Genomic DNA, 13,289 nt, shown 5'->3' with positions numbered 1-13,289 from the left:
TCCGCTATGGAAGGCGCTATTTCATGACCTTCAAACCGCGTCGTATCGCCGCCCTGATGGCGGCCGCTTCCTTATTCGCCGTCCTCCCCGTCACCACCGCAGCGGCGCCCGCGCCGGCCGGACAGACGGCGGCCGACGTCATCCCCGCACGCACCGAAGGAATCGGTCCGTTCAAGCGCGTCGTGCTGCGCAACGTCACCATGATCGACGGCACCGGTGCACCCGCGCAGGGTCCGTTCGATATCGTGATCGAGAACGACCGCATCGCGCAGATCAAGTCGATCGGTTCCCCCGGCGCGATCGATCCTGCCGAGCGCGCCGCACCCGGCGATCAGGAGATGGATCTTACCGGCTATTATGTGATGCCGGGGTTCGTCGACGCGCACGTCCACCTTCATTCGCTCAGCGATTCGCAGAAGGTGCCGTCGGACTACATCCTCAAGCTGTGGATGGCCCACGGCATCACCTCGGTCCGCGACCTTGGCAGCGGTCACCCGATCGAATGGCTGGTCGACATCAAGAAGCGCAGCGAGCGCAACGAGATCGTCGCCCCGCGGATCGACATCTATCCGATGTTCCACCAGATTCGCGGGCCGGTGAACGACGCGGCGACAGCGCGCGCAGTTATCCAGGAGGCGAAGAAGCGCGGCGCCGACGGCATCAAGTTCATCGGCGGCGCGCCCGAGGATGTGCTCTTCGCCGCGATCGACGAGACGAAGAAGCAGGGGCTGCACAGCACGATGCACCATGCGCAGCAGCTGGTCGCCTATGCCGATGTGGTGGACACGTCGGGCGCCGGTCTTGAAAGCATGGAGCATTGGTACGGGCTGCCCGAGGCGATGTTCACCGACAAGCGCGTCCAGTCCTTCCCCACCGACTTCATCAACAACGACGAGCAGATGCGCTTCGGCGAAGCCGGGAAGCTGTGGGCGCAAACCGCCGAGCCAGGGTCCGACGCGTGGAACAAGGTCATGGACACCTTGCTCGAGCGCAAGTTCGTGCTCGACCCGACCTTCACCGCGTACCTGACCAGCCGCGACTTCATGCGCATGAGCCGCGCGAGCTGGCACGACGAATATACGATGCCCGCGCTGTGGGATTATTATCGCCCCAGCCGCGTCAACCACGGCGCTTACTGGTTCGACTGGACCACCGAGCATGAGATGGCGTGGAAGGACAATTACCGGCGCTGGATGCGCTTCGTGAACGATTACAAGAATCGCGGCGGCCGCGTGACGATCGGCAGCGACGCCGGCTATATCTATAACCTCTACGGCTTCGGCTATATTCAGGAAATGGAGCTGATGCGCGAGGCGGGCTTCAGCTCGCTCGAGGTGATCCACGCCGCGACGCAGGAAGGCGCCCGGCTGCTCGGCCATGACGATCAGGTCGGCACGATCCGCGTCGGGCGCAAGGCCGACCTCGTCGTCGTGAAGGGCAATCCGCTCGCCAACCTCAAGCTGCTGTTCGGTACCGGATCGGTGCGGCTGAACGATGCGACGGGCAAGGTCGAACGCGTCGGCGGCATCGCCTACACGATCAAGGACGGCATCATCTACGACGCGGCGAAGCTGCGCGCCGAAATTCGCGACATGGTGGCGAAATCGAAGGCCGAGCGCGGTTTGCCGCCCGGCCCGATGGTGATCGAAAATGCAGGGACCGCGAACTGATCCGAACGGACAAAGGGAGAAGACAATGAACGGAGTTTCGGTGGCGCGGACGGTCGCGCTGGCGCTGGCGGCCTTTGCCGCGCAGGCGGCGATCGCACAGGCGCCCACGTCGGGCAGCGCGGATGCGCGATTGAAGGCGCTGTACGAGCGCGAATGGGACTGGCGTCAGCAACAGGGGCTGCGCAGCGGCCGCGGCGGCGATGGCGACGGCCCGACGCATCTGCCCAGGGTCGACGCTGCGACGCAAAAGGCGCGGCTCGATTACTGGACCAAGGCGCTCGCCGAACTCGATGCGATCCCCGCCGATCAGCTTTCGCCCGAAGAGAAGATTAACGCCGCGGTGTTCCGCCAGTCGATCGAAACGATGGCGAACGACATCAAATACAAGACCTATGAGGCGCCGTTCAACGCCGACACCTTCTTCTGGTCGGGGCTCAATCCGCGCAGCGGCGGCTTTGCGACCGCGCAGGCGTATCGCAACTATATCGCCCGCATGCGCGACATCCCGCGCTTCTTCGACGAGCAGACCGCGAATATGCGCGCCGGGCTCGCGCGCGGCTTCAGCGTGCCGCAGATCGCGGTGCAGGGCCGCGACGTCACGATCAAGCCCTATCTGCCCGCCGATCAAACCAACTCATTCTACGACGCGTTCAAGGAAATGCCCTCGACGATCCCCGCCGCCGAACAGGCGGCGCTGCGCGCGGAGGGGGAGAAGGTGATCCGCGAGACCGTCGCGCCGGCCTATGCCAAGCTCTACGCTTTCATCCGCGACGACTATATGAAGAAGGCGCGCACCACGCTGGCGGGCGAGAAGCAACCCGACGGCCCGGCCTTCTATCAGGCGCAGATCAAGGGTTTCACGACGCTCGACCTGACGCCCGAGCAGATCCACCAGATGGGGCTCAAGGAGGTCGCGCGGATCAAGGCCGAGATGGAGCAGGTGAAGGCGAGCACCGGGTTCAAGGGCGACATGCCGGCGTTCCTCAAATTCCTGCGCACCGATCCGCAATTCTATCCCAAGACGCCTTACGAGCTGCTCGCCAAATCCTCCTATGTGGCGAAGCGGATGGATGCGAAGCTGCCCGAGACGATCGGCTTCCTGCCGCGGCGGCGCTTTGCGATCCTGCCGGTGCCGCCCGCGCTGGCGCCGATCTATACCGGCGGGCGCGGCGGGCTCGAAAGCTGCCTGATGAACACCTATGATCTGCCGTCGCGGCCGCTCTACACGCTGACCGCGCTCACCATCCACGAATGCAATCCGGGGCACAGCTTCCAGTCGGCGGTCGCGCAGGAAGCGACGCGCCGCCCTGCATTCCGGCGCGCCACCGGCTTTTCGGGCTATGGCGAGGGCTGGGCGCTCTATTGGGAATGGATGGGCAGCAAGCTCGGCATGTACGAGACGCCATACGAGGATTTCGGCCGCCTCTCCTATGAAATGTGGCGCGCGTCGCGGCTTGTCATCGACACCGGCCTCCACCATTATGGCTGGAGCCGGCAGCAGGCGCAGGACTATCTGCGCGGCAACACCGCGCTGTCCGAGCATGAGATCACGACCGAGATCGATCGCTATATCGCATGGCCGGGACAGGCACTGGCGTACAAGCTCGGCGAGATGCTGATCCGTCGCAAGCGCGCCGAAGCCGAAGCCGCGCTCGGCGACAAGTTCGACCAGCGCAACTTCCACGACGCGATCCTCGCACTGGGTTCGGTGCCGCTGCCGGTGCTCGAAGCGCGGCTCGACCAGTTCATCGCCGACGGCGGAGTGAACCCGCCGGGCTTCAACCCCGCGCTGCCCGAGGTCGTCAGCGCGCCGTAGGAATTTCAGTGATCCTGACACTGGGGCGGCCGCAGCGATGCGGTCGCCCTCTTTGTATGCGATCCTCAATAGGCGAGGGCACACCCATCGGCGCGCATCTCGCTCGCCGCGGCATAGACGCGCGTTTTGCCGTCCATGCGATGCTCGACGCACTGATAGCGCCCGAAACCGCCATCGGATTCACCCAGCGTCCAGCCGATGTCGGCCAGCTGCCGCTGTGTCGCCGCGGGGACGCCGCTTTCAAGCCGCAGCACGCCATTGATGCCATCGCCCGGCGAATCCTCGCCCATCGTCTCGGACGATCCCTCATGGTGCCAGCGCGGCGAGTCGCCTGCCGCCTGGATCTCCAGCCCGTAATCGACGCGGTTGATGATGATCTGCGCCTGCCCCTGCGGCTGCATGTCGCCGCCCATTACGCCGAAACTCATCCACGGCACGTCGCCGCGCGCCGCGAAACCCGGGATGATCGTCTGGAACGGCCGCTTGCTCGGCGCATAGATGTTCGGATGGCCGTCCTGAAGGCTGAACAACTGCCCGCGATCCTGAAACATGAAGCCCAGCCCGTCGGCGACCAGCCCCGACCCCATGCCGCGGAAGTTCGACTGGATCATCGACACCATCATGCCGTCCTTGTCGGCGCAGCTGAAATAGGTGGTATCGCCGCGGCTCGGCGCCTTCCCCGGATAGACCGGCGACAGCAGCCGGTCGGGGCGGATCAGCTTGGCGCGCTCGGCGGCATAGTCCTTCGACACCAGCCATTCGACCGGCACCTTGGCGAAATGCGGATCGGCATAGTAACGCGCGCGATCTTCATAGGCGAGGCGCTTGGCCTCGGCCTGCAGATGGATCGACAGCGCCGACTGGAAGCCCGCGCCCTTCAGGTCGAAATTCTCGAGGATGTTGAGCATCTGCAACGTCGCGATGCCCTGCGTGTTCGCGCCGAGCGCATAGACGTCGGTGCCGCGATATCCGGTCTTGTGCGGTTCGATCCATTCGGACTTGTGCGCGGCGAGATCCTCGTAACGCAGCCAGCCGCCGATCCGCTTGAAATAGCTGTCGATCGTGCGCGCGATCTCGCCGGTGTAAAAGGCGTCGCGGCCCCCTTCGGCGATCAGGCGGAAGGTGCGCGCGAGGTCGGGGTTGCGGAATATCTGCCCTGCATTCGGCCCCTTGCCGTCATTGACGCCCCAGGTCCTCATCGCATTGTCGATTTCCTCGATCCCGCGGCCAGGCTGGCGGAAATTGGCAAGCGCGCGGCGGATATAATAAGCGATCATGTCGGGCACCGGCGCGCCCGCCTCGGCATGCGCGATGACGGGTTCGAACAGCTCCTTCCACGGCAATTTTCCGTAACGCTGGTGCATCGTCCACCAGCCGTCGACCGCGCCCGGCACCGACACGCTGATCGCGCCATAGGCGGGCAGCGTGCCACCCTTCGCGCGGCTGCGCACCGTCGCGAGGTCGAGTCCGCGTGGGCTCTTCCCCGACCCGGCAAGCCCGGCGAGCTTCTTTGTCTTGGGGTCCCAGATCATCGCATAAACGTCGCCGCCGATGCCGTTCGCGGTCGGTTCGAGGAGGCCGAGGCACGCGTTGATCGCGATCGCGGCGTCGACCGCCGACCCGCCGCGCTTCAATATGTCGATCCCCGCCTGCGTCGCGAGCGGATGCGCGGTGCCCGCCGCGCCATGGAGGCCATAGGCCGCGGTGCGCGAGGCGAAGCTTGCACCGACCGGCCGGTCGCCGCCCTGAACGTCAGGGCGGACAAACCGGTCCGCGCCCGCTTCCCACACCGGCGGCGCCGAACCGCTCGCCTTGGGCGCCGCCTTGGGCTGGCCGCCCTGCGCAAAGCCGGCGGTCGGCAGCAATGCGGCGGCCGGAACGGCGGCAAGGAGTGTGCGACGATGCATGGGTTCAAATCCTTGTGAAAAAAATCATTCTGCGAGATGCGGGCGCGATAGCAAGACCGGATTTGATATACGATCGCGCAAAGGTGCGGCGCGGAAAGCGAAAACCGAAAGGGCTATGGGACATTGCTGCCCCATAGCCCTTCGATAGACCGACCGGCCGGCGATCGCCGCGCCGGGCCCTGTCAGATTCCGACGACCGCCTGATCGCGCCGTGCGAGGCTGCGCGCGCGGCCGTAAGCGAAGTAGACGAGGATGCCGAGGATGTTCCATCCGAGGAAGCGGACCAGCGTCATGCTGGGCAGGCTGAACAGCAGATAGAGGCAGCCGAGCACCGCGAGCGTGCCGACCAGATAGGGCGCCGGGCAGCGGAACACGCGCGGCAGGTCGGGCGCCTTTTTGCGCAGCACCATCAGGCAGACGCCGACCGCGATGAAGGCGATCAGCGTGCCCGCATTTGCCAGCTCGGCGATTTCGTCGAGGCGGAAGAAGCCCGCCACGCCGGCGACGAAAACACCCGTCACGCCGGTGACGAACACCGGCGTCCCCGTGCGTTCGGACACGCGGCTCAGCGAGCGCGGCAGCAGGCCGTCACGGCTCATCACAAAGAAGACGCGGCTCTGGCCGTACATCATCACGAGGATGACCGACGGCAAGGCGATGAGGGCCGCGAGCGCGACCAAGTGTGAGGCGACCGGGTGGCCGAGCGTGCGGAGCACGAGCGCGAGCGGCTCGGGCGAATTGCCGAGCGTCGTATAATGCATCGCGCCGACCGCGCTGACCGCGACGAGCATGTAGATGAGCGTGCAGATCGCCATCGACCCGATGATGCCGATCGTCAGGTCGCGCTTGGGATTCTTGGTCTCTTCGGCCGAGGTCGCGACCGCGTCGAAGCCATAGAAGGCGAAGAAGACGATCGCGGCGGCCGCCATCACCCCCTTGGTCGCGCCGCTCGCGTCGACATGGCTGGCAAATCCATAGGGCATGAAGGGCTGGAGATTGTTCGCGTCGAACGCGGGCGCCGCAAAGGCGACGAAAATCGACAGCGCGACGAGCTTGATCACCACGAGGATGATGTTGAGCGTCGCGCTCTCGCGCGTGCCCGCCATCAGCATGCCGGCGACGCCAAGCGCGACGAGCACGGCGGGCAGGTTGACGATGCCGCCGGCGTGCGGGCCGGATAGCAGGGCGGGGGGCAGATGGATGCCCGCCGACTGGATCCAGCCGACCAGATAACCCGACCAGCCGACCGCGACGGTCGAACAGGCAAGCGAATATTCGAGGATCAGGCTCCACCCGACGATCCACGCGAGCGTCTCGCCGAGCACCGAATAGGTATAGGTATAGGCGCTGCCCGACGTGGGGATCATCGTCGCCAGTTCGGCATAGGCGAGCGCGGCGCAGGCGCAGACCGCACCGGCAATGGCAAAGGCAAGGATCACCGCGGGACCCGCGCGCTCGGCGCCGACTCCGGTCAGCGTGTAGATACCCGTTCCGACGATCGCGCCGACCCCCAGCGCCACAAGATGCGGCCAGCTGAGCGTGGCGCGCAGGCTATGCCCCGCCTCCTGCCGCGCGACCGCGATGGGCTTTATCGGCCCGAAAAAACCTGCTGCCACCTATTGCTCCTCCCTTATCTGGAGCCGACGGCAGCCGGCCCCCCTGTTAATCGTCGACGAGCTGCTGTCGCAGATCGTCCAGCGTCTTGCGGATATGCGCATCGACCAGCACCGAGACCTTGTCCGCGTCGCGCGCAAGCCACGCCTCGAGCAGCTGGTGATGTTCCTCGTTCGCGCGCTCGTCGCGCCCCAGCGGTTCGAGGTGGACGCGCACATAGCGTTCGGAGAGCACCTGCAGGCGCTCGAGAATGGTGATCGTGACCGGCTGGCCGCACGGGCGGAACAGCGCGCGGTGGAAAGCGCGGTTGAAGGCGCCGACGCCGTCGCCATGCTCATCGGTGACATGGTCGAGCGTATCGAGCGTTTCGATCGCATGGGAATGATCGGCCTCGGTCGCGAGCAGCGCGGCGCGCGCGGTGGCGTCGGGTTCCAGCTTGATACGCAGCTCATAGACTTCCTGCGCCTCCGAAGCGCTGAGCGACCGCACAAAGAAGCCGCGGTTCGCCTGTGATCGGACCAGCCCTTCCTCTTCGAGGCGGGCGAGCGCTTCGCGTAGCGGGATCTTGCTGACGCCGAGTTCGGCGGCCAGCGCGTCCTGGCGGATTGCATGTTCGCTGGAAACGCCGCCCGAAAGGATGCGGTCGCGGACGAGGTCCACCAGCTGGTCGGACAGGTTTCGGATGATGAGGCTCATACAGACCTCATAGCACCGAAAATCCATTCCAGAAGCTGTCTGCTTGATCGACCCAGATCGTGTTGAATCCGGTCGCGATCGCCGATCCCTCGATCGAGGGAATAATGCCGGGCGTATCGCCGAGCATCGCATTGTCCTCGACCCGTCCGATGAAGCGGCTGCAGATATAGCTTTCGTGGACGAAACGGTCGCCAACCTGCAGCCGTCCCTTGGCGACGAGATGCGCCATCCGCGCCGACGTGCCGGTGCCGCACGGACTGCGGTCGATCGCGCGCTCGCCATAAAAGACCGCGTTGCGGCCGTCGGCGCCTTCACCTTTGGGGCGGTCGGTCCACATGACATGGCTGACGCCCCGAATGCGGTCGTCAACGGGATGCACCGGCTCGTACGCCGCCTGCATCAGCGAGCGAATGGTGCGGCTCAGATCCACGATCCGCGCCGCGCCGAGCGCATCGAGACCGATATAGGGGCCCTGCGGCTCGATGATCGCATAATAATTGCCGCCATAGGCAACATCGACCTTGAGCCGGCCGAAACCGGGGACGTCGATTTCGATCCCCTCGGCCGCGAGATAGGAGGGCACGTTGCGGATCCGCACCCACGAAACCCGGTCACCCCCGGTGCCATATTCGATGTCGATCGTTCCCGCGGGAACCTCGACGCGCAGCTTGCCGGGCACCCGCGGGGTAATCAGCCCATTCTCGAGCCCAAAGGTGATGAGCCCGATCGTCCCGTGGCCGCACATCGGAAGGCAGCCGCTCGTTTCGATGAACAGGATGCCGATGTCGCTGTCCGGCTGAGTGGGCGGATAAAGAAATCCGCCCGACATCATGTCGTGCCCGCGCGGTTCGAAACAAAGGCTCGTCCGGATCCAGTCGAACCGGTCGAGGAAATCCTGGCGCCGCTCGCCCATCGACCCTCCGCGGACGAGCGGCGCACCACCGGCGACCAGCCGGACCGGATTTCCGGCAGTGTGGCCGTCGATGCAGAAGAAGGTGTGGCGCATGGACTCTCCCTGGCCCGTCAGGCTGCGATCTTGCTCGGCTGCGTCGCCGCGCATTTTTCGACCATCGCGATCACATCCTTGCGGCGCTGGCCAGCGAGCGGCAGGCGCGGCATGCGGACGCGTTCGGAACCGCGCCCCATGATCTCTTCGGCGAGCTTGATCGACTGGACCAGATCGCGGTCGGCGTCGAGATGGAGAAGCGGCATGAACCAGCGATAGATCGCCAGCGCCTCGTCATGTCTGCCCTCGTTGAAGGCCGCGACAAGGCGGACCGATTCGGTCGGGAAGGCGCTCGTCAGCCCCGAAACCCAGCCACTGGCGCCGAGGAACAGGCCCTCGAGCGCGACGTCGTCGAGCCCGGCCATCACCGTATAGCGATCGCCGAAACGGTTGAAGACATCGGTGAAGCGGCGCGGATCGGGCGCGCTTTCCTTGATCGCGACGATGTTGGACACGTCGCGCAGCGCTTCGAGCGTCGCGAAATCGACGTCGACGCGGTACGCGGGCGGATTGTTATAGAGCATGACCGGCAGCGAGGTCGCCTCGGCAACGGCACGGAAATGCGCCTGCAGCTCTTCGGGAGTCGGCACATAGACCATCGCGGGCAAGAGCATGATCGCATCGGCGCCGAGCTTTTCGGCATCCTTCGCATATTGGATCGCGCGCGCGGTGGTGAGTTCGGACACGCCCGCGACGACGGGCACGCGCCCGGCAACCGCCTCGACCGCGCCTTTCAGGATATTCCGCTTTTCGTCGGGCTCGAGCGAATTATTCTCGCCGCACGTGCCGAGAATGATGAGCCCGGTCACCCCGTCATCGACAAGCGCGCTCTGCACACGCTGGGTTGCATCGAAATCGACCGACAGATCTTCGGCGAATTGAGTGGTAGCTGCGGGATATACGCCCTCCCACAGTGTCCTTATCACGCTCATTCATTACCTCCGTTGAAGCTTCAGATCGTATACGGTATATGATACAAGATGCCAAATGATTTTCCATCTCGCTCGTCCGATCTGCAGAATGCCGTCGTAATTGGCGGTGGCGTCGTCGGACTCGCCACCGCTCTCGCGCTACAAAAACGCGATATTTCAGTCACATTGATCGATTCGCCCCCGGCAGCCCCTGCCGCATCATGGGGCAATGCGGGTCATATCGCCATCGAACAGGTCGAACCGCTCGCGTCGCGCGCGACGATCCGCTCGATGCCGCGCCGCCTGTTCTGGCGGGGCGGCGCGCTGTCGTTGCCGCTGCGCGATATCGGCGCGTGGCTGCCCTTCTCGCTGCGGCTCGTCGCCGCGACGAGTCCCGTGCGCTTCGCGGCCGGCCGCGCGGCGCTCGGTCAGGCGCTGGGCGATGCGATGGGTTCGTGGCGCCGGCTGCTGGGCCGAATCGGGGCGGGCGACCTCCTCGTCGAGGATGGCCATTATATCCTGTGGGAAAGCGCCGCGAGCGCCGACGCTGGCCGCGCGCACTGGGCGACGACCGATATCGGCCAAGCGAGGATGCGCGATGCAACGCCCGCCGAGATGACGCGGTTGGCCGCGCTCACCTCGGCGTCGGTCGCGGGAGCCGTCCATATTGCGGGATCGGGCCAGATCACCGACCTTGATGCGCTGGGCGCGGCGCTGCGCGCGGGCTTCGATGCGGCCGGCGGTTCGCGAATCGAAGCGAGGATCGACCGGCTGGCGATCGAGAACGGCCGCGCCGTCGCCATCGCCGCGGACGGTACATGCCACACCGCGGATGCGATGGTGATCGCGGGCGGCGCCGCGTCGGGCGCGCTGATGGCGTCGATCGGCCAGCGCGTGCCGATCATCGCCGAGCGCGGCTATCATATCCAGTCGGCCGACACCGGCTGGCCGCATGACATGCCGCCGGTGGTGTTCGAGGACCGGTCGATGATCGTCACCCGCTTCCGCTCGGGGCTGCGCGCCGCGAGCTTCGTCGAATTCGGCCGCGGCGCCAGCCCCGCCGATCCGCGCAAATGGGCGCGGCTGCGAAAACATGTCGCGGCGCTCGGCCTGTCCTTTGGACTGCCCGGCGCCGAATGGATGGGCGCGCGTCCGACGCTGCCCGACTATCTGCCCGCGATCGGGCGGAGCGGCCGCGCGGCGAACCTTTTCTATGCGTTCGGCCACCAGCATCTGGGCCTGACCCTCGCCGCGACGACGGGCGATGCCATTGCCGCGCTCGTCGCTGGCGACGCGCCGCCCTTTGACCTCGCCCCCTTCGACATCAAGCGTTTTGGAGCCTGACATGACCAACGGAATCGGCGGATCGACCGCCGCACAGGAACTCGCCGCCATCTCCCCCTGGGCCGATCGCGCCGCGCCGATCGCCGCGGCGGAGCGCGAGCAACGAATCGAAAAGGCGCGGCGGCTGATGCACGCGAACGGCGCCGACGCGCTGCTGGTCGGGGCGGGCGCGAGCCTGCGCTACTTCGCCGGCATCCCGTGGGGCGCGAGCGAGCGGCTCGTCGCGATGCTGCTGCCGCGCACGGGAAAACCCATCGTCATCGCGCCCGCGTTCGAGCTCGGCACGCTCGAGGCCGACCTCAAGATCGAGGTCGAGTTGCGATTGTGGGAGGAGGATGAGAGTCCGTCCGAACTGGTGGTCGGTGCCTTGCGCGAGATTGGTGCGACCACGCTCGCAATCGATCCGGGCATGGCGTTCCTGTTCGTCGATCGCATCCGCCGCGCCGGTGCGGCGCTCGACATCGTCGACGGCGGGCCGATTGTCGACGGCTGCCGGATGGTTAAATCCGCCACCGAACTCGCGCTGCTCCAGCAGGCGAAGTCGATGACGCTCGAAGTGCATCGCCGCGCCGCGCGCATCCTCGCCCCTGGCATCCGCGCGAGCGAGGTCACACGCTTTCTGGAGGAGGCGCACCGCGCGATCGGCGCGCCGGGCGGCAATGATTTCTGCATCGTCCAGTTCGGCCGCTCGACCGCCTTTCCGCACGGACTTCCCGGCGACGCGCAATTGCACGAAGGCGACGTCGTGCTGATCGACGTCGGCTGCGTCGTCGAAGGCTATCATTCGGACATCACCCGCACCTATGTCTTCGGCGAGGCCGATGCGGAACAGCGGCACATCTGGGAGCTCGAAAAGGAAGCGCAGGCCGCGGCCTTCGACGCCGCGCTGCCCGGCGCGCCGTGCGAGGCGGTCGATGCCGCGGCACGCGCTGTGCTGGAGAAGGCGGGGCTCGGCCCCGACTATCGCTTGCCCGGGCTGCCGCATCGCACCGGCCACGGCATCGGGCTGTCGATCCACGAGCCCGCCTATCTGGTGCGCGGCGACACGACCCCGCTCGCACCCGGCATGTGTTTTTCGAACGAGCCGATGATCGTTATCCCCGACCGCTTTGGCATCAGGCTCGAGGATCATTTCTACATGACCGAAAGCGGCGCCAAATGGTTCACCGAACCCTCGCCCGCGATCGACCGGCCGTTCGGCTGAGCTAGCCCAGCAGCGCGCGCACGTCGTCGTAGAGCGGACGCGGCACCTGCACGCCATTCGCGAGGCTGCGCGCGCGCGCCTCGAAGCGGCGCTGCGACGGCAGGCGCGCGCCCTGCCCGGTGATCGCGTCGAATACCGCTTCGGCACGTTCGATATGCTTCGCCGCCTCGGCACCGAGGAAGCCCGCGGGATCGATCGCGAGAATGAATTCGCCGCCGATCGGCGATGAGCCGGCGCCATCGTCGAGCGCGATCGATTCGGCGCTGGTGAGATCGCCGATCAGCGGCCCCGCGATCAGTTCGACCATCGTCGCGAGCGCCGACCCCTTGTGCCCGCCGAACGTCAGCATCGCGCCGTCGAGCGCGGCTTTGGCATCGGTCGTCGGTCGCCCTTCGGCGTCGATGCCCCAGCCTTCGGGAATCGGCTTGCCTGCACGGCGATGCAGTTCGATCTCGCCGCGCGCGACCGCGCTCGTCGCGAAATCGAAGATATAGGGATAGGCGCCAGGGCGCGGCCAGCCGAACGCGATCGGGTTGGTGCCGAACAGCGGCTTGATGCCGCCGGCCGGGGCGACCCACGCGTGGCTGGGGGTGCAGGCGAAGGCGACGAGGCCCGCGGCGGCAACCGCTTCAACCTCGGGCCAGAGCGCCGCGAAATGCACGCAATTGTTGATCCCGAGCGCCGCAATTCCATTCCGCCGTGCCTTTTCGACGAGCGTCGGCAGCCCCGCGCCGAACGCGGTCTGGGCAAAGCCGCCGCCCGCATCGACGCGAACCAGCGCGGGCGCGATATCGTGCACGATGGGGGTGGCATCCTTGATCACTTTGCCTGTCTTCAGCGTGTTGACGCAAACGAGCAGGCGATAAATCCCGTGACTCGCGCATTCGTCGCGTTCGCCGGCGACGATGGTTTCGGTCACCGCCTCGACATGCTGCGGCGCGAGGCCGTGGTGCGTCAGGATTTCGCGCGACAGCGTCGCCACGTCATCCAGCGAAAGTCGGACTTTTTCGTCGCTCATCACTCATCTCACAGCAAATGTTCCAAGGGGCATTATAGCCGCTTGCTAAATTCGTATACTATATAATATGCTGTTGCCAAGGCGAGCGAAGTCTCAGGGGAGC

10 protein-coding genes are annotated in these 13,289 nt (G+C 66.0%); 4 read left to right on the top strand and 6 right to left on the bottom strand.

Annotated features, from left to right (window positions below; all coding sequences use genetic code 11):
• Positions 1 to 23 precede the first annotated feature (23 nt).
• Together J2X38_RS16830 and J2X38_RS16825 are read left to right on the top strand one after the other, a co-directional pair.
• The gene (locus J2X38_RS16830; protein WP_310255666.1) at positions 24 to 1,670 is read left to right on the top strand and encodes an amidohydrolase family protein; all 1,647 of its coding nucleotides are present in this window, start codon (positions 24 to 26) and stop codon (positions 1,668 to 1,670) included.
• 25 nt (positions 1,671 to 1,695) lie between these two features.
• Entirely contained in the window at positions 1,696 to 3,486 is a 1,791-nt protein-coding gene (locus J2X38_RS16825) for a DUF885 family protein (protein ID WP_310255664.1), read from the top strand.
• A 65-nt stretch (positions 3,487 to 3,551) separates the two neighbouring features.
• On the opposite strand, the gene J2X38_RS16820 is transcribed toward J2X38_RS16825, so the two are convergent.
• The 5 genes from J2X38_RS16820 to J2X38_RS16800 all read right to left on the bottom strand — a co-directional run bounded on the left by J2X38_RS16820 (position 3,552) and on the right by J2X38_RS16800 (position 9,641).
• The gene (locus tag J2X38_RS16820; protein ID WP_310255662.1) at positions 3,552 to 5,393 is read right to left on the bottom strand and encodes a gamma-glutamyltransferase family protein; all 1,842 of its coding nucleotides are present in this window, start codon (positions 5,391 to 5,393) and stop codon (positions 3,552 to 3,554) included.
• 182 nt (positions 5,394 to 5,575) lie between these two features.
• Complete coding sequence (locus J2X38_RS16815) at positions 5,576 to 7,009, bottom strand: amino acid permease (RefSeq protein ID WP_310255660.1); 1,434 nt, start codon at positions 7,007 to 7,009, stop codon at positions 5,576 to 5,578.
• A gap of 46 nt (positions 7,010 to 7,055) precedes the next feature.
• A complete protein-coding gene (locus J2X38_RS16810; RefSeq protein WP_310255659.1) occupies positions 7,056 to 7,703 on the bottom strand; it encodes a GntR family transcriptional regulator in 648 nt (215 codons plus the stop codon).
• A gap of 7 nt (positions 7,704 to 7,710) precedes the next feature.
• Positions 7,711 to 8,709: a 4-hydroxyproline epimerase gene (locus tag J2X38_RS16805; RefSeq protein WP_310255657.1), complete on the bottom strand. Its 999-nt coding sequence runs from the start codon at positions 8,707 to 8,709 to the stop codon at positions 7,711 to 7,713.
• Between the two features lie 17 nt (positions 8,710 to 8,726).
• Positions 8,727 to 9,641 (bottom strand): dihydrodipicolinate synthase family protein, encoded by a 915-nt coding sequence (locus J2X38_RS16800; RefSeq protein WP_058537505.1) that lies wholly within the window; start codon positions 9,639 to 9,641, stop codon positions 8,727 to 8,729.
• A gap of 48 nt (positions 9,642 to 9,689) precedes the next feature.
• Here J2X38_RS16800 and J2X38_RS16795 point away from each other — a divergent pair, with 48 nt between their 5' ends.
• Both J2X38_RS16795 and J2X38_RS16790 read left to right on the top strand, forming a co-directional pair.
• On the top strand, positions 9,690 to 10,964 hold the full coding sequence (locus tag J2X38_RS16795; protein ID WP_310255654.1) for an FAD-binding oxidoreductase: 1,275 nt from the start codon (positions 9,690 to 9,692) through the stop codon (positions 10,962 to 10,964).
• A gap of 1 nt (position 10,965) precedes the next feature.
• Entirely contained in the window at positions 10,966 to 12,168 is a 1,203-nt protein-coding gene (locus J2X38_RS16790; RefSeq protein ID WP_310255652.1) for a Xaa-Pro peptidase family protein, read from the top strand.
• Position 12,169: 1 nt separating this feature from the next.
• Here the strand turns inward: J2X38_RS16790 and J2X38_RS16785 are convergent, their stop codons facing one another.
• Positions 12,170 to 13,186, bottom strand: coding sequence for an Ldh family oxidoreductase (locus J2X38_RS16785; RefSeq protein ID WP_310255650.1), 1,017 nt, complete (start codon positions 13,184 to 13,186; stop codon positions 12,170 to 12,172).
• Positions 13,187 to 13,289: the final 103 nt, after the last annotated feature.

The sequence above is a fragment of the Sphingopyxis sp. BE235 genome, assembly GCF_031457175.1.
Taxonomy (GTDB): domain Bacteria; phylum Pseudomonadota; class Alphaproteobacteria; order Sphingomonadales; family Sphingomonadaceae; genus Sphingopyxis.
This window is presented reverse-complemented; position numbering and strand designations above follow the sequence as displayed.